This is a genomic window from Acidimicrobiales bacterium (assembly GCA_036399815.1).
Taxonomy (GTDB): domain Bacteria; phylum Actinomycetota; class Acidimicrobiia; order Acidimicrobiales; family DASWMK01; genus DASWMK01.
Genome location: DASWMK010000082.1, coordinates 1 through 21748, shown reverse-complemented (window position 1 = coordinate 21748; position 21748 = coordinate 1). Strand labels below are relative to the sequence as shown.

General features: G+C 70.3%; 17 protein-coding genes and 1 pseudogene. 13 read left to right on the top strand and 5 right to left on the bottom strand.

Going from position 1 to position 21748, the window contains the following annotated elements; translation table 11 throughout:
- Positions 1 to 409 precede the first annotated feature (409 nt).
- Genes VGB14_06035 through VGB14_06020 form a run of 4 tightly spaced genes read left to right on the top strand, consistent with a single transcriptional unit; the run spans position 410 to position 4794 of the window.
- Positions 410 to 760, top strand: coding sequence for a hypothetical protein (locus VGB14_06035; GenBank protein ID HEX9992468.1), 351 nt, complete (start codon positions 410 to 412; stop codon positions 758 to 760).
- Positions 757 to 1689, top strand: coding sequence for a hypothetical protein (locus VGB14_06030; protein HEX9992467.1), 933 nt, complete (start codon positions 757 to 759; stop codon positions 1687 to 1689). Before VGB14_06035 ends, VGB14_06030 begins: the two co-directional genes overlap by 4 nt.
- 25 nt (positions 1690 to 1714) lie before the next feature.
- Positions 1715 to 3016: a hypothetical protein gene (locus VGB14_06025; GenBank protein HEX9992466.1), complete on the top strand. Its 1302-nt coding sequence runs from the start codon at positions 1715 to 1717 to the stop codon at positions 3014 to 3016.
- A complete protein-coding gene (locus VGB14_06020) occupies positions 3013 to 4794 on the top strand; it encodes an AAA family ATPase (GenBank protein HEX9992465.1) in 1782 nt (593 codons plus the stop codon). Before VGB14_06025 ends, VGB14_06020 begins: the two co-directional genes overlap by 4 nt.
- Here the strand turns inward: VGB14_06020 and VGB14_06015 are convergent.
- Positions 4791 to 5730: pseudogene (locus VGB14_06015) on the bottom strand (IS481 family transposase). The gene VGB14_06020 and the pseudogene VGB14_06015 overlap by 4 nt on opposite strands.
- 202 nt (positions 5731 to 5932) lie before the next feature.
- Between VGB14_06015 and VGB14_06010 the strand changes: the two are divergent.
- Positions 5933 to 6193, top strand: coding sequence for a multiubiquitin domain-containing protein (locus tag VGB14_06010; protein HEX9992464.1), 261 nt, complete (start codon positions 5933 to 5935; stop codon positions 6191 to 6193).
- A 340-nt stretch (positions 6194 to 6533) separates the two neighbouring features.
- On the top strand, positions 6534 to 8069 hold the full coding sequence (locus VGB14_06005; GenBank protein ID HEX9992463.1) for a ThiF family adenylyltransferase: 1536 nt from the start codon (positions 6534 to 6536) through the stop codon (positions 8067 to 8069).
- 766 nt (positions 8070 to 8835) lie between these two features.
- Here VGB14_06005 and VGB14_06000 read toward each other — a convergent pair.
- Complete coding sequence (locus tag VGB14_06000; GenBank protein HEX9992462.1) at positions 8836 to 9165, bottom strand: hypothetical protein; 330 nt, start codon at positions 9163 to 9165, stop codon at positions 8836 to 8838.
- A 186-nt stretch (positions 9166 to 9351) separates the two neighbouring features.
- Between VGB14_06000 and VGB14_05995 the strand changes: the two genes are divergently transcribed.
- Both VGB14_05995 and VGB14_05990 read left to right on the top strand, forming a co-directional pair.
- Positions 9352 to 9555 carry a hypothetical protein gene (locus VGB14_05995; protein ID HEX9992461.1) on the top strand — a complete coding sequence of 68 codons (204 nt, stop codon included), beginning with the start codon at positions 9352 to 9354 and terminating at the stop codon, positions 9553 to 9555.
- A gap of 372 nt (positions 9556 to 9927) precedes the next feature.
- Positions 9928 to 10761 (top strand): hypothetical protein, encoded by an 834-nt coding sequence (locus VGB14_05990; protein HEX9992460.1) that lies wholly within the window; start codon positions 9928 to 9930, stop codon positions 10759 to 10761.
- Between the two features lie 245 nt (positions 10762 to 11006).
- On the opposite strand, the gene VGB14_05985 is transcribed toward VGB14_05990, so the two are convergent.
- Positions 11007 to 11696 carry a peptidoglycan-binding domain-containing protein gene (locus VGB14_05985; protein HEX9992459.1) on the bottom strand — a complete coding sequence of 230 codons (690 nt, stop codon included), beginning with the start codon at positions 11694 to 11696 and terminating at the stop codon, positions 11007 to 11009.
- A gap of 258 nt (positions 11697 to 11954) precedes the next feature.
- On the opposite strand from VGB14_05985, the gene VGB14_05980 reads away from it, so the two are divergent.
- The 3 genes from VGB14_05980 (at position 11955) to VGB14_05970 (ending at position 14548) form a co-directional block, all read left to right on the top strand.
- Positions 11955 to 13313: a heme peroxidase family protein gene (locus VGB14_05980; protein HEX9992458.1), complete on the top strand. Its 1359-nt coding sequence runs from the start codon at positions 11955 to 11957 to the stop codon at positions 13311 to 13313.
- A gap of 50 nt (positions 13314 to 13363) precedes the next feature.
- On the top strand, positions 13364 to 14026 hold the full coding sequence (locus VGB14_05975; GenBank protein HEX9992457.1) for a hypothetical protein: 663 nt from the start codon (positions 13364 to 13366) through the stop codon (positions 14024 to 14026).
- 75 nt (positions 14027 to 14101) lie between these two features.
- Positions 14102 to 14548, top strand: coding sequence for a hypothetical protein (locus tag VGB14_05970; GenBank protein ID HEX9992456.1), 447 nt, complete (start codon positions 14102 to 14104; stop codon positions 14546 to 14548).
- A 233-nt stretch (positions 14549 to 14781) separates the two neighbouring features.
- Here the strand turns inward: VGB14_05970 and VGB14_05965 are convergent, their stop codons facing one another.
- Complete coding sequence (locus VGB14_05965; protein ID HEX9992455.1) at positions 14782 to 15927, bottom strand: hypothetical protein; 1146 nt, start codon at positions 15925 to 15927, stop codon at positions 14782 to 14784.
- A gap of 154 nt (positions 15928 to 16081) precedes the next feature.
- Positions 16082 to 19912 carry an alpha-amylase family glycosyl hydrolase gene (locus VGB14_05960; protein ID HEX9992454.1) on the bottom strand — a complete coding sequence of 1277 codons (3831 nt, stop codon included), beginning with the start codon at positions 19910 to 19912 and terminating at the stop codon, positions 16082 to 16084.
- A gap of 126 nt (positions 19913 to 20038) precedes the next feature.
- Here VGB14_05960 and VGB14_05955 point away from each other — a divergent pair, with 126 nt between their 5' ends.
- Both VGB14_05955 and VGB14_05950 read left to right on the top strand, forming a co-directional pair.
- Positions 20039 to 20356 (top strand): hypothetical protein, encoded by a 318-nt coding sequence (locus VGB14_05955; protein ID HEX9992453.1) that lies wholly within the window; start codon positions 20039 to 20041, stop codon positions 20354 to 20356.
- 42 nt (positions 20357 to 20398) lie between these two features.
- The coding region (locus tag VGB14_05950; protein ID HEX9992452.1) for a radical SAM protein at positions 20399 to 21748 on the top strand (1350 nt) is incomplete at its 3' end.

Genomic DNA, 21748 nt, shown 5'->3' with positions numbered 1-21748 from the left:
CCTCCAGGTCAGACCCACTTCTCCGCCGATCGTCGTCCCGCTGGTGTCGGCCCCTGCCGCGCAACAGGCTTGCGGCTCTACGCCATGAGTCGCTGTCGCTCGAGCGCGCCCCGACCACAAGCAGCCCCGCCAGCTCAGGGTTTGCCGGCGAGGAGGTGGAGCGACTGCTGTCTGGAATGGACGGGCCGCGGAACTGTATTGTCGCGGCGAACGGGCGTTTCGCAACGTTTGGTGTATGTTACATCGTTGTAGTTTCGCAGCAGGTGGGTCCAAGCCCACAGTCCGGCGGTGGCTCACGAAGTTCTTGTGGACGAACGATCGCGATCCGCCGTAGGGGGACGGCAGTGGAAGTGCTCGACGATGACGTGAACCATCTCGGGCGGCACCGTCGGGCACGCGCCGGTGCAGCTTGATCGAGATTCCCGACGGACTGTTCGCGTCCGATGAGCCTTACGTACCAGACGTTCAGCGGCTCTACCGGCTCTACCCGCCCTTACTCGACCCCAACGACCCTAAGCCGACGAGGCCGGCGGTGGTCGTGCGAGCTGATGCTGACATCGTGGTCGTGACCCGATCGGCTTCGGCGAAGAAAGGCGTGTTCCACGCGAACTCCCCCGCCGGCGGACTCACGAAGGACGGGCGCTTCAGCCGTGTTCGGTCGGTCTCCGCGCTGCTGTGGACGCCGAAGGTCGCGAAGTCGCTCGACCTCGTACTCGACGACGCCACCTTCAAGCTGGTGTGCGAGGAGTTCGGGCTATGAGCGCCCTGGACGAGCTGCAAGCTGGCGCACCAGGTGACCAGTTCCTCGCTCTCCTGCAGCGAACCATCCGAGCCGTTGCCATCGCGAGGGGGTTCCCGCCGCCCGAAGGTCACCTCAGTTGGGGAGGGCCGGCGCTCCAGACAGCTGTTGCTGAGTTCCTCGCGTCGCCGCAAACCTCGCGCAGGCTTATAGACCTGACACGGTGCAGGACCGAGCTGGCGCTCAGGCGGCGCCTCGAGACGACAGTGCGCAACTTCTTGGCCGACCAGGGCCGCCGTACGCCGATCGGTCGGCTGGTCATCCGCATCAACGACGTGCTACGCGGCGACCCGCAGTTCGAACGGAACGGCGTGTACTGGACGCTGTCGGCCGGCCCCTTTGAGCCTGCTCAGGTGGACCTCGACGCACTCGTTGGCGCGGTGCGTTGGCTGGACATCGTCGTCCCGACGTCGTGGGCGGGCGAACGGCAAAGCCCCGACCTGGACTCGAACTCCGTTGTCCGGGCGGCCACGGCGATGCTGCAGTCAGCCGGCGGGGCGCTGCGCGCCTCGGCGATGGCGCAAGCCCTGGCCCGTCGACTTGGCATCGGCGGCGCGCCGCTGTCGATCGACGCAGCGGCGTTCGACGAGGCCGGCGAGAGGTACACCGCGACGGTGGACTCGACCAGCGTGACCGTCCTCAACGACACGCGAGCACGGCAGGTGTTCGAACGCCTGAACGACGCCGAACGGCTGTCAATCGGACTTGCGAACCTCTCGGTCGAGGCGCTCGGAAGCCTCCTCGGCGTCAGCGGATCGAAGGCGTCGCTCATCAGGAGACGCGCCATCGCACTCCTCCAGCACGAGGTCGTCGACGACCCTGACGGACAACTCATCGCCGAAGCGGTGCTCGCTATAGCCCGAAGGTGGTCCGAATCGTGGATGATCTGATCCGGTTCGACGTATCCCACTGCCAGTGACAACCCGCCCCGATTCCGCGCATCCCCTCGACGCCGACCTCCTCGACTACGTCGAGGGCGTCGCCGAGCGCGCCTCGGCCGATGCGATCGAGGCACACCTGCGTGGCTGCGTCGTCTGTCGTATCAAGCGGCAGCGCCTCACCGGTGTTCCACCGATGCACTTCGTCGATCCGTCAACGGTGGTCGTCCCGAACTTCACGCCGCTCGCGACCGAAGCCGTCTCCGCTGACGACGCACAACCTGGCGAGCTGTGGCTCACAACGGGCGAGGAAGCGGCGATTGTGCTCGTCCGCAGCATTCAACGAAGCGGCGATGGAGTCGTCGTCGTCCCCGTCGCATTCGACATCGAGGTCGCCGACGAGGGCACGCTCGTTCTCGACGAGACCGCATCACCACTGTCGGTACCGCTTGCCATCTGGGTCACGCTCCTGGTCAGCCTCCCTTCCACCGCCCTAGCCGAGCGACTCGTCACCAGCAGCGACGTGAACCTCGTGGGTATTGAGCCCGATGGCGAGCACATCTGGAGGGGAACACCGCTCGAAGGTCCCACCGACCCGCGCCACGAGGTACGCCAGCACCTGGTCGACCGGCTCGCGGCACTTGACAGCTACGACGATGAGCCCGAAGACGACGACAGCGAGTCCACGTCCGACAGCCTGTGTGCGACCGTGCGGACGGAGTTGTCGTGGCGGAGGCCGTGGTGCGACGTGCAACGGCTCACGTCACTCCCGGTTCCCGACGAACTCGCGGAGACGTGGATCGGCGTGTGCCGCGTCACCGATTTCACGACGCAAGTCGCTGTCGTCCGGATGCCAGAGCGGCTGTCGACGCAGAGAGACGTCGATCACGCCCAAGCGCTCCTCGTGCGACTCAACGCGTCGTCGCTCGCCATCTGCATCTCGCCCGGCGACAGCGTCGACCTGTACGACGCGCCGAGCCTGTTCGGGGCGACCTACCTCCCGGCCGGAGATCGTTCGAGCGGCCCGCTGCTGACGGGATTCTCTTTGGTGGACACCCTCGACAAGTACCTCGAGCAGAAGCGCCTCCCACTGTCCGTCATTGCAGGACCGGCGCACCTAGCGCCATACGTCGATGTGCGCGCCGTCCTTGCTTCGGCCGTCGACACTTCCGCGAACGACGCCATTTCGCGCGCCTCGCGCTTTGGCGAGGACAAGCGAGCCGGCTATCGGCAGCTAGGCGCATTGAAGGCGAAGCTGGCCGGAACCCTGCACCGCGCGCTGGAGCCCGACTTCGATCCCGCGGTCATCGAGGCCCTGCTCGAGGAGGACCAGCGATGATCCGATACGTCGAGCTCGAGAACTGGAAGGCCTATCGCAGCTTTCGGCTCGAGGTCTCACCGGGCACGACCTTCCTCGTCGCGCCGAACGGCGTTGGCAAGAGCTCGTTCATCGAAGCCCTCCAGTGGGTGCTGGACTGTGACGCCAAGCCGGCCGCCGGAGCGATGCGGCTCCGCGCGACACGCTCGTCTGTCGACGTGGGTCTTCTCGCCGGCGAAGCACCAGTACGCATCAAGCGCATCCTGTCGTTCCCACGAAGCGGGCGGGGCCGCAATCCGACCCTGGAAACTCAGGCCTGGATCAACGACCGTCCTGCGCAACCGCTCGAGGTGTTCGCGCTGCTCGAGCGGGAGTGGGCAGCCGACAACCGCTTCGCGACACGTGCAGCCTTCCTCATGGACCAGTTCGCCGAGGCTCGCAACGATCCCGATCTTCGCTCCCACCTCACGAAACTCCACGGCCTCGACCACGTCCAAGACGCCGTTGATCGAATCACCATCCGGCTGAAGGCAGCGATCGATCGAGCCGACAACGCCCGAAAGGCCGTCGGGGTGCACCAAGCCGAAATCCGCAGCGCGCTAAGTGCCCTGGAAGACGCCGAGGGACGCACGGCAGAGACGAAAGCTGCGGTTTCCAGCGCCAGGGACAGTGCAAGGCGCGCTGAGGCCAATGTCGCGGCTGCGAGAGCCACCAACGCTGCCTTCGCTGCCTACGCGAATTGGCGGCACGAGCGTGACAAGCTCGCGGCGAAGCTCCGGTCTCTGCTCGGCACGATGCCGGAGGAACTCGACCTCCGTCCAACGGCGCGAGCTGCCGCGGCAGCCGCCCGTGTCCAGGTCGCCGAGCTCGACGCCCGACATGCTCGTCTCGAGGAAAGAGTGGCCACGGTCGAGGCGGCACTGGCCCGGCTACGCACCGCCGGCGCAGAGTGCCCGGTCTGTCGGCGACCCCTCGACGACGACGCACGCCGCCACGCCGAAGAGCAGCATCAGTTGGACCTCGCCGCTTCTGCAGAGGAACTTGAAGCTGTCGATCAGAACGGACCTCGCGCATTGGTGCCGCAACTCGCGGAGGCGGCCACCAGCGCCGAACGACTCGGCGACCCGCCGGCGCAACCGTCAGGAGAGGCCGTCGATCTAACCCCCCTCGAGGAAGACGCCGACACGGCACGCGTCGAGTTGGAGCGGGCGCTCGCACGAGCAGGTGAAGCTCGCGCCAAGGAAGCCGCAGCACGCGCCAAGCTGGAGGAACTCGAGGCGGCGAGCAGCGGAGATGACACCGTTGCGCTCTACACGAAGGTCGCTGCGCTCGACGTCGCCAAGACAGCGCTGGAGAGCACGATTACCGGTGTCCTCGACTCGCAGCTCGGCCCTATCGCCGACGACGTGAACCGACGATGGGAAGCGATCTTCCACGACCGGCCCGGTCTGCGGCTGGACGCAAGGGGACGTCTGAGCCGCCCGTTCGACGACGGACAGAACCTCGACATCGACGCCTTCAGCACGGGCGAGCGCGTGGTCGCGAAGCTCCTGCTCCGTCTTGCGGCGCTCACCGCGACGACGAAGGTGCCGTTTTGCGTCATCGACGAGCCGCTCGAACACCTCGATCCAGACGCTCGCAGCTACGTCGCAAGGACGCTCGCCTACCTCGGGATGGGCGACGGGCTCCGACAGATCTTCGTGACGACATACGAACAGCAGCTGGCGCTCCAACTGACCGCGTTCGGGAAGGACCGCGTGCACCTCGAGTTCCTACGAACCGCGCACGTCGTCGACTAGCTGTAGTGACCCGCAGGGTTGTTGGCGCGGGTGATGGGCGGGCCCCCGATGGCGGCGTGGTGGCGGTGATGGTTGTAGGCCTGGAGCCAGGTGTCGAGGGCGGCGGTGCGTTCGGTGTCTGAGGTGTAGGGGCGGACGTAGGCCCATCCTCGAGCAGGGTCCAGTTAAAGCGTTCGACCTTGCCGTTGGTGCGTGGTGTGTAGGCCCGGATGCGGCGGTGTTCGATGCCGTCGTGGGCGGCGGTGAAGTCCCGGCCGGTGTAGTTCTTGGCGTTGTCGATGAGCACGGCGTCGATGGCGGCGATGCCGTGGTCGGCCAAGAACATGGAAGCCCTGTGCCAGAACACGTGCGGTGGTCGGGCCCCGTTCGTCGTCGTGTATCTCGCTGTAGGCGAGCCGGGTGTGGGCGTCGATGGCGGAGTGCACGTAGCTCATGCCCCGGCTGCGCGGCTCCTCGCCGGCCCGCACGGCCCGCCGTGGACCCGCCAGCCGCCGCCGTCGGGAATCCGGACCAGCTTCTTGACATCGACGTGGACGAGCTGGCCTGGCCGGTCGGTGACGATGCCGCGGATGACCCGCCCAGTGGGTCGGTCCAACCACCGAGGCTGGTTCAGCCCGGCCCGGGACAGCACCCGGTGCACCGTCGACGCCGGCACCCCGAGGCGGGCACGATGCGGGCCGGGCCGAGCTTCAGCTCCCGTCGCAGCTCGACGATGGCCGCCTCGGTCGCCGGCGAGGTCCGGTGCGGACGCGACCCGGGCCGGCTCGGCCGGTCCACCAGCCCGGCCGCCCCCTCGGCCTGCCAACGCCCCGCACTTGTACGCCGTTGCCCGCGACACCCCATCTCGGCGGCCACATCGGCCGCAGGGCGGCCCGCCTCGGTCCGCAGCACCAACGTCAGTCGACCGATCGGCGTCAGCCGAGCATTACCGTGCATCGAGCGCTCCGGGTTCGTGTGTCGCCTGGCAGCTCCACACTCACCCGGGGGCTCACTCACACGCGGACCCCGTCAACAACGTCCGTGGTCACTACAACTAGCCCGATTCGCGCCGCTCAATTTCCTTGGACGTGCGAACGCGATCCGCCGTACGTGTCCAGCAGCGGGCCGCCCCAGAGCCCGGCACAGAGAGGCGTACGCCGTGTCCAAGTCCGACCAAGACAAAGGCGGCCAGCCGCCGGTCACGTTCACGCTCGACGGTGTCGAGCACACCAGCCCCGACCGCCGGCTGACCGCAAGCGAGGTGCTGCAGAAGTTCGGAAACCTCAACCCCGCCGACTACGACCTCGTGCGAGTCGTCGGGCAGGGCAACGACCAGCGCCTCCATGACAACGACGAGGTTCAGCTCGTCCCCGGGGGCCGCTACGTGTCGCTGTTCACCGGCTCCATGCCCGTCGAATGACCACCGGAGTGCAGGGGTTCGTCGACGCGATGGTCGCCTGCGGCCACAGGGTCGACCAGCGCGGCGGGATCGTTCTCGTTCTCGTCGACGTGCCCGTCGGGCCGCACGCGGGCACGGAGGTCTGGGTGGGCGGCGACCCGCCCGGAGACTTCCCCACGGTCCCGCCCCACTGGGTACATCTGCCCGATCACATCGAACTCGCCAATGGAGGGCGACAGCGGTCCGAACTCGGCTCCGGCTGGTCGAAGTGGAGCCGCCCCCACAAGCAGTGGCAGCACGGACGGAACCCAGCGGCACAGTGGCTAGCCCACGCACGCGCGCTACTCGCCGCCGCCGTGCGATGACGCACGACTTCTCCATCGCCATCGCGAAAGACGAGCACACAGCGCTGAGCGCCCACCTCACGCGTGACGATGGCCAGGAGGACGTCTGCTTCGCCCTGTGGCGACCCTCCACCGGCCGGAGGCGAGAGACCGCAGTAATCGGCGCCGCTATTTTGCCAGGCCGCGGCGAGCGCGACGTGCATGGGACAGCGTCGTTCACTGGCGAGTACGCATACCGAGCGGCACAAGCAGCAGCCGCTGCCGGCGCCGGAGTCGCCGTCTTGCACTCCCATCCGGGCGCAACGTCGTGGCAGAACGCGCCGGCGGGAAGCGCAGACGCGACCAGCGAGAAGAAGATCGCCAACCTGGTTCGCGGCATCACCGGGCAGCCGCTGGTCGGAATGACTCTCGGGACCGGCAACCAGACCTGGAGTGCACGGCGCTGGGATCAGGGCACCGGCTCGACCATCAGCCATCGCGAGGCAGCCACCATCCGAATGATCGGCACGAAGCTCGCGATGACGTACCACCCGAGCCTTCGGCCGGCCCCTCCTACGACCGAGTCGCAGCTACGCACGCTCCATTCGTGGGGCGACGCCGTCCAAGCGGATCTCGCAAGGCTGCGCGTGCTGGTCGTAGGTGCAGGCAGCGTCGGCCAGCTCATCCTCGAGATGCTCGCCCGGACCGGCGTCCAGCGGATCGGGGTGATGGATTTCGACTCCGTCGAGATTGTGAACCTCGACCGCCTCCACGGCGCAACGGCGACCGACGCTCTGTTGCATCGGTCGAAGGCCGACATTGCAGCCCGGACGATCGTCGCCGCAGCGACAGCCGAGCACTTCGAGCCGGTGGTTTACGACGCGAGCGTCTGCGAGCGAGAGGCCCTCGTCGACGCGCTCGACTGGGACGTGATCTTCTCGTGCGTCGATCGTCCCTGGCCGCGTCACGTGCTCAACACGATCGCCTACGCAGACGCGATCCCGGTCATCGATGGCGGGGTCCGCCTCGAGCCGGGTCCGGGCGGGCTGCGGAACGCCTACTGGCGCTCCCATGTCGCCGCGGCCGGACGCGCCTGCATTCGATGCGTCGGCCAGTACGACGTCAGCGACGTGCAGCTCGAGCGCGACGGCAGCCTCGACGACTCGAGCTACATCGCGAATCTGCCGGCGGACAGCCCTCTACGCGTGCGCCAGAACGTGTTCGCCGCCTCCCTCGCTGCGGCATCAGCCATGACGAACCAGTTCCTCTCGCTGATCGTCGCTCCAAGCGGATTCGGTGACCCAGGCCCGCTGCGCTTCGATCTGCGCCAACACCAGGCCGAGCGGATAAGCGTTGGATGTGTGAACGGCTGCGCCTATCGATCGGGCAGCGGCGCAGGCGACGGACGCGTCGACCCGACGGCCGTGCACCACCACGCGCGTGAGGCGATCGCCGCCCGCAAACGGGCTGCTCGTCGCCCGACGGTTCGCCTCGGGCGTCTCCTCGCGAATGCATCCGACAGACTCACGGACGCCGGACGGGTGTTCGCCGGACGTAGAGCTCGTGGCGGGTGACGCCGAAGTGGTCGAGGTGCTACGGGTGAACCGGCATTCGGCGAGGCTCGCGGTCGTCGATGCGTCCTCGAACATCGAACTCTGGATTGGCCGTCCGGAACGCCTCCCATGCGATAGCACCCATACGGCGTGAAGCATTCGGCCTGGGCCACCAGTTCGGCGTCGGCACACGGGAGACCGGCGGCCGCTCGCTCCGATCGTCCGCGCCCTTCACCGACTAGGGCCCTTTGACCTCGCGCGCTGGCACTCCGTCACGGACCGGTCCAACCTACGCCGCACTGTCTCCGCCCTACCCCGCCACGTGGCTTAGGGCGCACTACGCCATCCCTCGCGCTCGCGTCAGGCTCGACGAGGCTCGCCCAAGTCGACGTCGTTGATCCGCCCGCCCCGGCCCGGCGTCCCCCCGGCTCTGGGCCCTGGCGGGCGGCCGGACGACCCAAGGTCGGGAGCGGTGAGCCCACGCCGGTCGTCCTGCTTCTGAGATGCGGCCCAGCCCGCCCTTCGCGACGAGCGTCGGATGGCGATCTCCGCCGGCGGGCATGGGCAGCTCGCGTCGCGCTTGAGCCGCGATCAACGCGTCGGCCGTGTGCGAAGCGGCCCGATCCCGCCGATACACCCTTGCAGGTCCCCCTCCGGGGGACCTGCAGGCAGTACGCGAGGCCGACGAGGACCGCCCCCGTGAGAACCCGAAGCGTCTCTTCCGAGCGGAGTTGACGCCGCAGGCCTCTTAGGTCCCGGCTCGTACGACGAGCGCCCCAGGGATGCCTCAGGTCGAGCCGTGACACGCTCCGCCGCCCCCGAGCGATGCGATCGCAGCGCCGTCCTGGTTGAGAAGCACGACGTACGGCTCCCGTTGATCGTGTGAGCCGGCCACAGTCCGCCGTCCAAGGACCATCGCCTGGTCGCCGTTGATGGCGAACGAGATGCACGCAACACCGGTGTCGTCGAGGGCGACCGTGAGCGTCGAGCGGCCGCGTCCATCGAAGACGTCCATGCCGACGAGGTCGTCGCCGTCGAGCCCCTGGCCGATCACACCGATGCGCACTCGCCGGCGGCCCGCTCGATCGACCGCCTCGATCCGCTCGGCGCGAACCACCCTTCTCTTCGGCTTGCCTCTTTGGCCAACGCTGACCCCTTAGGTCGGGCGACGCGACGGCGGCGCGGAAGTCGGCAGCGGGCTCGCGAACTGGCCGGCAAGCGGCAACGCCACTCTACCACTGTTGCGATAGAGTCGTCGCACTCGCCTCGGGGGTAACGGTGCGACGCCTAGCGTTGCCCGCCGGTGGGTCGGAAGGTCGACGTCGACGACATCGTCAGCGCGAGCGAGATCGCCGCACGCCTAGGCGCGAAGCAGCCGAGCGTCGTCCACGACTGGCGCCGACGGCACGCAGACTTCCCGCAGCCCATCGCGCGCGTGAAGCTCGGACACCTGTGGGCGTGGCCGGACGTCGAGCGATGGGCGCGTCGCACAGGTCGGTTGAAGTAGCCCTCGCGTCCCACGGATTGTCCCACCAACTCGGCGACACGAGGCACTACACGGCGGCACTCGCCGGACGACGCACCGCACGTGACCAGCACACACGCAACTTGCTAGCACTCGCTGAACAGACGGAAGCCGGCTCTTAATCCGCAGGTTCTGGGTTCGAATCCCAGGGGGCGCACTTCCCGACCCGACGCGAGGCACCGTCGTCGAGGTCGAGGACGTCAGTAGCCTCTCGAGCAGTGCGCAGCTTCGCGATCTCGTGGGCTTCGCGCGTGAGGAAGGTGTGCCACTGGAGATCTTCACGATCGCGACACTCCCCGGGAGCGGCCAGTTGCACGACTGGATCCGAAGAGGGCACGTCATCATCTCGCCGCTGTGAAGCCTGACTTCGCCGGTCACGACCTGGATGTCGAGGTGGTGTTCGATCGCTTCCTCGGTATGGATGACCTCGACCTCGTCCAGGACGTACTGGCGTCGGTCGCTCCCCGGTGGTGCCGGAAGCTGAGGGTGTGGAAGGCACCACGGGACCAGGTCCCGATCGACCTGTCGGACCCTCATGCGCTGGGGTCCGCCGTCCTGGCCGCCGCCGGCGAACGCGGGGACACCTACCGGGCACTGGTGGAGAAGCACGGGCGGCCACCCCACGCGCGCTTCGCCGGTTCGGCCGAGCTCCGTGGCGCCGGCCCAGAGCTCACCGTCGTGATCTCCGTCGACGAACTGGTGCTCGCCCCGCTCGGCCCGTCGTACGACCTGGGCAACCACGTCGCCCTACAGGTACGGCGCGCCAAGGTCGAAGCTGATCCTGGGCCGGAGTGGGTGCGGGCGGCGTTCGAAGCGCTCGCCGGCCGGCTGTCCCCTGCCTGGGGTGCCGCCTCGCACGTCGACGAGTACTGGTCGAAGGTCATGAGCGACGAGCCGCCGGTACGCGCCGTCGGCCGGGACTTCGGCCGGCACCTCCCCGGTGTGTTCTGGCTCAACTACTTCGGCCGCCCCTACGTCGAGCTCCTCGGTGCCCGCCGTCTGGGGTCCGCACCGAACGCGACGCCCGTCGGCGACGGCTTCCTGATCGCGGTCGGTCACGACCCCCGCGCCTGGGACGACCCGGCCACGGTCGCCGTCGAGCAGACCGTGCGCGACCACCTCGGCCCCGAGCTCTTCTTCACCAAAGGCGAGCCCGAACGCGTCGGCGTCGTACCCGACTGGGGGTAACGGTGCGAGGTCGAAGCCGAAGGTCACCGAGCCGGTCATCGAGCAGCCCCTGACGTCGACGACGACGCGCCTTCCGGCGTCGTCGCGCCCAGCCGGGCGATGGAACGCCGCACTCCCGACCCAGGAGCCAATGGTCGAGCTCGTACGACCGTCACCCGTCGCCGGCTTCGACGGTTCATCGAGCAGGAACGTCCTCGAGGAGCGGCCTCGCCACCCCGGTAGTCCCGCCGATCCGCTGGGGACACCTACGAGATCTTGAGGACCCGCTCCATCGCCTCGCGGGTCATGCGGCCGACCAGCCCGTCGACGGCCAGGCCATGGGCGCCCTGGAAGTCCCGGGTCGCGGCGTCCGTCGCCGGCCCGAACTGCTCGTCCACCGCGAGCGTGCGCGAGAGCGCCAGCCGGAGCCGCCACTGCCAGGTCGCGACCGCGGCTCCCTCGTCACCTTGGCGCAGCACGTCGTTCCCCCGGCCCGGCGGGATGTGCACCACGTCGACGACGACGCGCGGCGGGCCGGTCAGCTGGCCGGCCGTGAACGGCGACCGCCCGGCGGTGCCGACCCCGTACGTCACCACGCCCTCGACATCCCCGGCCGGGACGATGTCCCGCAGGGCGGCGAACCCGGCGACCGGTGGCAGCGGCCCGACCGTCGGTGCCCCGTTCTCGTCGTGCGCCGTCGCAGGCGACAGCACGACGCGCAGCACCGCCCGACCCTGGACGGGGACGACGTTCCCCGACCCGTCCTCCCGTAGCCGGGCGACGTGGGACACCAGGAACGACGGCCCGCCGTCCGCGAAGTCGAACACCACCCGGTCGAACGTCGTGTGCTGACCCACCCGGATCCCGACCAGCGTCCCGCCGTCGGCCGCCGCCCCCGCCATCGACGGCGCCAACGTGGGCGCCGCCTCGAGGACGACATCGTCCATGTCACTCATGCGCTCGCTCCTCGTTCGTCGGTCATGTTCACGACGGCCGGCGCGGCGCGGAGTTACGTGCGACCCGCGGCCGAGGTGTAACCGGCTCCATCGCTCCTCGTCTGGCCTACGACGATCGGAGGGATCGACATGACCGTTGGAAGCCGTTCCCCGCGCACGACCGAGATGCTGGTGGCGATGTCGACGATGCCCGAGGCCGACGGGCGCCGTGGCCGCCCGGCGCGAGGCCATGGCGCCGAGCTCCGGGGCCTTGTCCACGTGCCGCTGTCCAGGCTGCACGAGGGCCGCTTCGGCCGGATGTTCCGCCTGCCCCCGTTCATCCCGAGCGACGGCCGGATCAGGGAGATCGCCGATCTGATGGTGGACGCGGGCCCGAACCCGTCCGCCGACAACCCGACGATCCCTGCCGGATACACCTACCTCGGGCAGTTCATCGACCATGACGTGACCTTCGACCCCGTCTCGAGCCTGGACCGGCAGAACGACCCGGAAGCGCTCGTCAACTTCCGGAGCCCGCGATTCGACCTTGACTCCCTGTACGGGCGCGGCCCCGCTGACGACCCCTTCCTCTACGACGACACGAGGGGTCGCCAGAGGATGCTCGTCCAGCGCCACGACGACGAGGACGACCTGCCCCGCAACCACCAGCAGGTGGCGCTCATCGGCGACCCGCGCAACGACGAGAACATCTTCGTCTCCCAGCTCCACCTGACGATGCTCAAGTTCCACAACGCCGTCGTCGAGAAGGTCGAGAGCGACCGGACGCTCCGCCGAGGCAGCGAGACCGTCTTCGAGACCGCGCAGCGGATCGTTCGGTGGCACTACCAGTGGCTCGTCGTCCACGACTTCCTCCGCAGGACGGTCGGCGAGGACACGCTCGGCCGTGTCCTCGACGATGCCGCGCCGGACGGGGCCAAGGTCCGCCGGAAGTTCTACGTGTGGCGCAACGACCCGTACATCCCCGTCGAGTTCTCCGTCGCCGCGTACCGGTTCGGGCACTCCCAGGTTCGCGCCCGGTACCGACTGAACACGTTCGTCGGTGCGTTGCCGGTCTTCACGAAGGACCCGATCGACGAGGCGCCACAGACGCACTTCGCCGGATTCCGGATCCTTCCGCCCAGGTGGACGATCGAGTGGGCACGGTTCTTCGAGGTCGATGGAGCGGGCAAGGACGAGCGGCAGCTGAGCCGGTCCATCGATACCAAGCTCGCGGCGCCGCTCGTCGAGCTCCCCCCGGAGATCGGCGGGACCACTCCCTCGCTGATCCTGCGGAACCTGACACGCGGCGCCCGCCTCGCTCTCCCGTCGGGTCAGGACGTCGCCGCCCACATGGGTGCCTCGGTGCTGACGGACGAGGAGCTCGGACTGCCCGGAGGCGGCCCGGCGCCGCTCTGGTACTACGTGCTGAAGGAGGCCGAGGTCCGAGCCGACGGGCGGAGCCTCGGGCCGGTCGGCGGCCGGATCGTCGCAGAGGTGTTCCTCGGTCTTCTCGAGAAGGACCCGTCGTCGTACCTCCGCAACGACCCGTCGTGGCGGCCGTTCCTCGGCGAGGACGGCGACTTCACGATGCCGGACCTCATTCGCGTCGCCGGCCACGGCCTCGACCGGATCGCCTGAGGCGCGCCATGGCGGTCCCCACGCCCCCGTCCCTGCGAATTCGGCTGGCCGTGTTCGTCTTCGCCGTGGTGCCATCGGGCGGCCTCGCTGCGCTCCTCGTGGCGCTCGCCGTCCGGCGCGGCGTGGTCTTCACCGAATGGTGGGCGCTGGTCGCCTCGGTCTCCTGCCTCCTCGCGCTCGTCATGGCGGTCGACCGTCTCGTGCGCGCCGCGACGGCGCCGTTGGCGACCAATGCCACTGATGTGGAGCGTCGGGTTGCCCGCCGCCGGCAGGGGGCGAAGGCCCTCGTCATCGGTGTGGACGGGCGCGCGTCGACATCGAAGGTGCAGGCCGTCATGTGGACCTTCGCCGTCCTCGGTGCCCTGCTGTTCCTCCTGTTCCTCGGCCGGACGCCGAACTGTCCGTCAGCCGGCAACACGAGCGGCGAGTGCCCCGTGGTGCCGGACGAGGCCCGGACGGCGTTCACGCGGGTGCTCGACGCCGAGCTGCAACCGGAGTACGTGGTGTTGCTGGGGCTACCGCTCGCAGCGGCCGTGGCGGCCAAGGCGCTGGTCACCTCCAGAGTGGCGAGCGAGGGGCTCGTGAAACCGGAGATCGATCCGAGCGCCGGAGGGGTGGGCGACGGGCTGAGCGAGGTCGTGGCCAACGACCGCGGGCAGGTCGACCTCGTCGACTTCCAGTACTTCGCCTTCAACCTCCTGATGGTCGCCTAATTCCTCCTGCAATTCGGCACCCACCCCGAGGCAGGTCTGCCCGCTCTGCCGGCGACGCTGCTCGCCCTCTCCGGCGTGTCCGTCACGACCTACGTCGCGAAGAAGGCCATCGAGGGCGGCACGGCACCGGCCATCACGGGCACCGTCCCGACGCGCGTCGTGCTGGACGCGCTGCTCAAGCCTGACAAGTCGCTGAAGATCATCGGCACCGGCTTCGGCGACGACGGTCCGCGTGCGCCCGGGAGCAAGGCGGCGGTCCTGCTCGACGGCCGCGACCTGACGACCGGCGTGGAGTGGTCGAACACCGTCGCGAAACGGTCGAACACCGTCGCGGAATCGTCGAACACCGTCCCGAAATGGTCGAACACCGTGATCGAGGTACCCCTTCCCGAGGACGCACAGGCGATCGCGAGCTCCGGCCTGCGCACGCGCACGGGCGCCGAGCCCGCGACCCTCGAGGTGCGAGACGCGGACGGCCTGTCGGCGACCCGACAGATCGAAGTGACGGTGGTCGACCACTAGGGCGCAGCCGTGGCCGACACCGCGGGCGGGCCCTCGCCGTCGCGGGCGCCGAACGCCTCACGCCGGTGTCGCCGACGCCCTCGATGATGAGGGACTCGGAGCTCCGAGCCCACGTAGCGCTCCGTGGTCGGCGGCCGACGGGAGACGGGCCGATCTCGGGCTCCGCCGCGGAGCCCGCGCACGCTCCCTCGACCGTCGTCACTCGTCGCTCGTCGTCCGTTGCGTCGCCGGGATCAGCTTCGGTCTGCCGAGAGGACGAGGGTGCGGTCGTAGGCGCTGGGAGTGGGGCGGTAGCTGCCCACGGCGACGAGGTGGCCGGGGCCGGGGGTGGCCACGCCGAGGAGGGTGTTGTCGCCCGAGCCGGCGTTCGGGCTGTGGACCACCCGCCACCCGGTGCCGTCGAACCGGAGGGTGGCCGTGCGGACCACGCCGCCGGCGGTGAAGTCCCGGGCGCCGCCGACGGCCCACACCTCGGTGGGCGACACGGCGGCCACGCCGGTCAGGAAGTTGGTGCCGCTGCTCGTCGCCAACGGGTCCGGGCTCGGGACCACCGACCACGCCGAACCGTCCCAGTGCTCGGTCAAGGTCGAGCTGCCGACCCGGCCGACGGCCCAGATGTCGTCGGCCGCCACGGCCGACACCGCGTGCAGCGAGTCCTCCCCCACGAGGGCCGGCGTGCGCACGACCCGCCACCTGGTGCCGTCCCAGTGCTCCACCAGCGCGGCGTCGCCGTCGTCGCCGGTGCCGCCCACGGCCCACACGTCATCAGGCGCCAGGGCCACGACGGCGTCGAGGAACCCGCCGCCCGGCGGCTCGGGGGTCGGCACCACCGTCCACGCCGACCCGTCGAAGTGCATGGCCAGCGGGGCGAACGTGTCGTCGCCGGCCGAGGCGCCGACGGCCCACACGTCATAGGGCGTCACCGACGCCACCCCCCGCAGCGCGTTGTCGCCCGAGCCGACGTTGGGCGTGGGGGTCGTCGACCACCCGGCCCCGTTGAAGTGCAGCGCCAGGGTGTGGTCCACCGAGCCCGTGAACGCCCGGCCCACGGCCCACGCGTTGCCGGCCGACGTGCCGTGCACGCCCAGCAGCTCGTTCGTCGACGAGCCCACCGACGGGCTGCTCACCTGCCGCCAACCGGTGCCGTCGTCGTGCAGCACCAGCGTCCGGTACCGGCCCGACCGGCGGGCCAGGCCGACCGCCCAGGCATCGTTCGAGAACACCGCCGTCACCGCGTTCAGGCGGTTGAAGTCCCTGCCCGAGTTCGGGCTGGGCACGATCGTCCACGGCGTCGCCGCCCCCGCCGGCGTGGCCACCAGCACCACCACGGCCAGGACGCACGTCGGCACCACCAGCCGTCGCCGGGCGGGTGAACGCATGGATCGCCTCCTCCTCCAAAGGACCCGCACGGAGCGCGCCCGCGACGACCTGTCCTACGGCCGCCGCAGCACGAGGGATTCAACACCTACTGCGATCGGTTCGATCCACGGCGACGACGCCGGACCGACAGCCGGTCCCGGCGGGCGGCCAACCTCAGCCGGACGGGCGGGGTGGGGCGACGTAGGGGCGTTCGGGGTCGGCGGCCTGGAGCTGCCAGACCTCGTGGCCGTACTGGGAGAACACGAGGAACTGGTCGGGGCCGGGGTCCTTGGTGTCGCCTCGGTGCAGGAGGTACGCCAGCTGGTCGGCGCCGTCGACGAGGGGGACGCGGAACACCGCGCCGAACGTGTCCGACCCTGCCGGCCTGACCGGGTCGGTCCACGGCGGCTCGGACGCCGCGCCGGTCCACACGTGCAGGCCCCAGAAGTCGTTGTAGTTCGAGCTGCCGGGGTCGCCGTAGTCGCCCGCCGGCCGGCGGTAGTGGATGATCGCCACGTCCTCGGCGGCGGCCCGGGACGGGTGCACGGTCTCGTCGCCCGGCTCGAACCATGCCGACGGCACGTCGGCGGGCGTGAACGTGGCGCCGTCCACGACGGTGGACGCGCCGTCGGTGATCGTCACCGTGAGCGGCGCGGCGGGGTCGCCGCCGGTCAGCGCCCGGTGCCACACCGCCCCGTAGTCGTCGACCGCGGTCGGCGGCGACCCGTCGAGGGCGACCCCGGAACAGGCCGTCCCGCAGCCGTAGTGGACGAGGGCGTGGCCCTCGGCCGCCGCCCTCGACGTGTACACGGCGACGTCGCCCTGGCGCAGCCAGATCTCCGGCGTGGTCGCAGGGACGAACGAGCGGTCCGGGCTCCCGGCCGGGTCCTTGGTGTCCCCGTCGTGCACGATGAAGTTGAGCGGCACGGTGTCGTCGGTCAGGGCCACGAAGGCGAAGCGGCCGTACTCGTCCTCGCCCACGAACGGCTTCGGCGCCGTCCAGTCCGTCGCCTCGGACGCGGGGATCCCGTTGCCCCACAGGTGCAGGCCCCAGAAGTCGCTGCCCGCGGTGTGGTCGCCGTAGTCGCCCGCCGGCCGCTGGTAGTGGATGACGGCGTAGGGCGTGTCGGGGCCCGACGGGTCGGGGAACTCGACGTGCACGTTGGCCACCTGGTCGGCGGCGAGGTGGCCCGACAGGTCGTTGACGATGGCCCGGAACGTCACCGGCGCCGGCGCGTCGCGCAGGGCGGAGGCGTCGTAGAACACCCGGTACGGCGCATTGTCGTCGGTGCCGATCGGGACGAACTCGCCGTCGCCCACCTTCACGGCGAACGTGACCTCGGCCAGCACGTCGGCGTCCAGCTCGGCCGCGACCTCGACGCGGTCGACGACGTCGTGGCCGTCCATCGCCGTCGTCCCGAGCGGGACGGTCTGCCCGTCGGCGAGCGAGGTGATCTCGACCCCGGGCGCAGCCGCGCTCGGCGCCACCGCCCGCTCGGCCCGGTACACGACCGCCGACAGGGGCGGCACGGTCAGCGACAGCTGGCCGCCGGCGCCGGTCGGCACCACCGTGGCCACGGAGTGGGCGACGAGCGAGCGGTTCACGAGCCGGTAGCGCACGCCCGGCGCGGAATAGGTGTCGACCACGGCCGACGCCGGCGACTCGCTGTTGTTCAGGGCGACGACGTACTCGACCCGCTCGTCGCGGTCGATCCGGGAGAACGCGTAGACGCCGGGACCGGTGCTGCTGGAGCGGTGGATCTGGGCGCCGGACCGCAGGGCGGGGTGGGCGGCGTACAGCTCGGACCACTCCCGGATCGTCCGGTACAGCGGGTGGGTGCGGTCGAAGTTGTCGTCCGACGTCGTCTCGTCCGTGCCGATCAGGTCGTTGTCGGCGTACGTCGGGACGGCGTTGGCGAACATGTCCTCGCGGGCGTCCTTGTCCCCGCCGTCGCCCGTGAAGCCCTGCTCGTCGCCGTAGTAGATGACCGGCGACCCGCGCGCCGTGAACATGAGCGCGTGGGCCAGCTGCGAGCGGGCCAGCAGCTCGGCGTCCGACGCGCCCGCCTGGTCGACCCGCTGGAGGAAGTAGCCGATGCGGCCCATGTCGTGGTTGCCGAGGAACGTCGGCATCCCGTAGGCGTTGCTGTCGGTGTCGGTGTACCAGTCGTCGAGGGCGAAGAAGTCCCGCAGCTGGTCCGTGCCGGCTCCCTGCGCGGCGAAGCCCCTGGCGGCCAGCTGGAAGCCGAAGTCGATCGTCGACTGGAGCTGGCCGCGGGTCGAGAACTCGCTCGTGAACCGGGGGCCGAAGGCCTGGTCGTACACCTCGCCGAAGGCGAAGAAGTCGCCGATGCCGCGCTCCTCGGCGGCGGCCAGGATGGCGGGGCCGAACGCCTGCCAGAACTCCATGTTCACGTGCTTGGTGGTGTCGATGCGGAAGCCGTCGACGCCGAACTCCCTGATCCAGTAGGAGTAGATGTCGACCATCCCCTCGACGACCTCACGGCGCTCGGTCCACAGGTCGTCGAGGCCGAAGAAGTCGCCGTAGAGCGAGTTCTCGCCCACGAAGCTGGTGTTGCCGCGGTTGTGGTACATCGTCGGGTCGTTCAGCCACGCCGGGCTCTTGACGTCCTCCTCCCCCGGCGGCACGACGGGCGTGTACGGGAACGACGTCAGGTCGACCGCGGGGAACGGCGGGCTCCCCGGGCCGGCGTAGGCGTAGTCGCGGTCGTCGAAGGGGGTGCCGGCGACGTCGGTGTAGGGGAAGGCCGACGTGTTCCGGTAGCCGGTGTGGCCCTCGAGCTGGACGACGTCGGCCGTGTGGTTGGTGACGATGTCCATGAACACCTTGATGTCGCGCCGGTGCGCGGCGCGGACGAGGCCGGCGAACTCCTCGTTGGTGCCGAGGTGGGGGTCGACCCGCAGGAAGTCCTCGATCCAGTAGCCGTGGTAGCCCGAGGAGTGCCCGTAGAGGTTCGTGGTGTCGGACTGGACGGGCTTGTTGGCGTAGATCGGGCCGACCCAGATGGCGGTGATCCCGAGGTCGTCGAGGTACGGCAGGCGCCGCCGGAGGCCGGCGAGGTCGCCGCCGTGGTAGTAGCCCTTGTCCGACGGCAGGTAGCCGTGGGTGAGGACGTTCTCCTCCGAGTCGCCGGCCACGCACGGGCCGGCGTAGTCACCGCAGTTGTTGGCGCCGTTGCCGTCGAAGAACCGGTCCGGGATGGCGAAGTAGAGGACCTCGTCCTCGAACGGGTGGCGCACCGGCTCGCGCACGAGGGCGGCGTCGTCCACCGGTTCGGCCGGCGTGACGACGACGTCGAGCACGTGGGAGTCCTGGTCGTAGACGAACTCGACCAGGTCGCCGGGCGTGGCGACGTCGAACGTGAGGTTGGCGCCGTCGGGGACGCCGCCGGCGCCGTAGTTCTCGGCCCACGACTCGCCGATGGTGACCTTGGCCTGGTACGAGCCGGGCGGGAGCAGGCTCGTGGCGAACCGCCCGACCCCGTCGCCGTCGGGGTCCTGGAGCCACGACCGCAGGCAGCCGGGGTCCCAGTCGGACGCGCACCCGAGCTCGGACTGGAAGTCGCCGGGGACCGTGGCGATCACGGAGGTGACGTCGTCGGTCACCCAGTGGGTGGCCTCGTCGAAGAAGAACTTCACCGACTCGCCCGAGGACAGCGCCAGGGGGATGTTCGGCCCGTCGCGGGTGGCGCCCGCGCCGTAGTTCTCGGCCCACGACCCGTCCAGGGCGGCCTTGTACTCCCAGCTCCCGGCAGGGACGGCGAACGTGGCCTGCCAGACGCCGTCGTCCGCCTCACGGGTGAGCCCGGTGGCCGCGCAGGCCGGGTCCCAGTCGCCGGCGCACCCGAGCTCGGACTGCAGGCTGCCGGCGACGGTCACCGACGTCGCCGCGGCCGCCACCGGCGGGGCCGGACCGATCACACCCGCGGTGGCCGCCACCAGACCCAGCACGGCCAGCACCACGATCCCGCTGCGGGACCTCATCGCGCACCCTCCCCCGGTTACGCCGCTGCTGACCGAGAGCATACGGGCGGCGACCCCTCGCGCTCCCCTGCGGGCCCGGAAGGCACCGGCTACGCTCCCGGCCCGGGACGACCGAAGGGGGCGGACATGTCCGATCAGCAGGGTGAGCCCGGGCTCGACGAGCTCGCCGTACTCCCCACCGGCAAGACGATCCGCGACGAGCCCGACGACCCCGACGACCCGACGCCGTCGACGCCGTCGACCCCGCCGACGACCGACCCCGTCGACCCGACGCCGCCGACGACCGACCCGGTCGACCCGCAGCCGAGCGTGGACCCGCAGCCGAGCGTGGACCCGTCGCCCACGACGACCCCGGAGCCGGGCATCGTGGACGACCCCGTCGTGCCGACCGGCAAGACGATCCGCGACGAGCCCGACGACGAACCCGGGCCCGCCCAGGCGTAGCCGCCGACCGGCCGTCGGCCGCCGAGCCGCCGAGCGCACGTCGTGAGCGCCCGGGTCTCCGTCGCGCTGGTCAACCCGCCCGACCCGGTGCGGGGTGCGGACCCCGCCGAGCAGGGGCCGCCGCCGCTCGGGCTGTGCTCGATCGCCGCCTACCTCCGCGCCGCGGGCGTCCGCTGTGACCTGTTCGACCTCTGCGCCGTCGACCGGCTGGACGACGTCGCCACGACGGGCCTGCTCGACCACGACGTCGTCGGGATCACGGCCTACACGAAGACGATCCGGAGCGCGATCGAGGTCGCCCGCTGGGTGAAGGCCCGCCGACCGGGCACGACGGTCGTGCTCGGCGGGCCGCACGCCACCCCGTGCGCCACCGAGCTCCTCGCCGCCGAGCCGGCCGTCGACGTCGTCGTGCGCAACGACGGCGAGGCGCCCATGCTGGCGCTGGCCGAGGAGCTGGCCTCGGGCGCGCCGGACCTGGCGTCGGTGCCGTCGCTCACGTGGCGGGCGCACGGGACCTCGGTGCTCGGCGTCCGCAGCAACCCGGGGCTGTCGCCGCCGCTCGCCCTCGACGACCTCCCTGCGCCGGCGCGCGACTTCGTCGTCGAGCCCGTCAGGGACACGACGGAGTGGCGCCGAGCCGCCGGCCCGGCGCCGTCCGCGTTCGTGTCGACGAGCCGCGGCTGCCCGAAGCGGTGCACGTTCTGCTCGATCATCGTCATGAACCCCCGGTGGCGGTTCCGGTCGGTCGACCACGTGATGGACGAGCTGCGAGCGCTCGACCGGGCCGCCCCGTTCGGCCACGTCGGCATCCTCGACGCCAACTTCTTCGTCCACGCCGGCCGGGTCCGGGCCTTCGACGCCGCGCTCGCGGCCTGGCGCCCGGACGTGACGTGGTCCTCCACGGCGACCGCCGACAAGGTCAGGGCGAACCCCGACGTGATCGCCGCCATCGCGCCCCGGTGCACGTTCCTCGAGATCGGCATCGAGTCGGGCAGCGAATCGGTGCTCGCCCGCATGGGCAAGCGCACGACGGTGGCCGACAACATCGCCGCCATCGAGCTGCTGCGGGCCAACGGGATCCGCCTTGACCTCGACTTCATCATGTTCGACCCGTGGACGACGACGGCCGAGCTGGCCGAGAACCTCGAGTTCCTGCGAGCCACCGAGCTGCTCGGCTACCTGCCCGCCGACCCCGTCTTCAACGCCGTCCGCATCTACCCGGGGACCGAGGTGCACGAGCGCTGCGTCCGGGAGTTCGGGTTGCGGCCGAGGCACGACATGGATGTCCGGCCGCCGTTCGTGCACCCCGAGGTGGCGACCGTGCACGGGACGATGGCCCGGTGGCGCAGCCGGTACCTGAAGGAGATCCAGGCGCTCGCGCCGCGACTGGTG

Excerpts from the sequence above, each read along its gene's own strand:
- VGB14_06030 (HEX9992467.1), top strand. The coding sequence starts at position 757 with ATGAGCGCCCTGGACGAGCTGCAAGCTGGCGCACCAGGTGACCAGTTC.
- VGB14_06020 (HEX9992465.1), top strand. The coding sequence starts at position 3,013 with ATGATCCGATACGTCGAGCTCGAGAACTGGAAGGCCTATCGCAGCTTT.
- VGB14_06005 (HEX9992463.1), top strand. The coding sequence starts at position 6,534 with ATGACGCACGACTTCTCCATCGCCATCGCGAAAGACGAGCACACAGCG.
- VGB14_05985 (HEX9992459.1), bottom strand. The coding sequence starts at position 11,696 with ATGAGTGACATGGACGATGTCGTCCTCGAGGCGGCGCCCACGTTGGCG.
- VGB14_05965 (HEX9992455.1), bottom strand. The coding sequence starts at position 15,927 with ATGCGTTCACCCGCCCGGCGACGGCTGGTGGTGCCGACGTGCGTCCTG.
- VGB14_05960 (HEX9992454.1), bottom strand. The coding sequence starts at position 19,912 with ATGAGGTCCCGCAGCGGGATCGTGGTGCTGGCCGTGCTGGGTCTGGTG.
- VGB14_05955 (HEX9992453.1), top strand. The coding sequence starts at position 20,039 with ATGTCCGATCAGCAGGGTGAGCCCGGGCTCGACGAGCTCGCCGTACTC.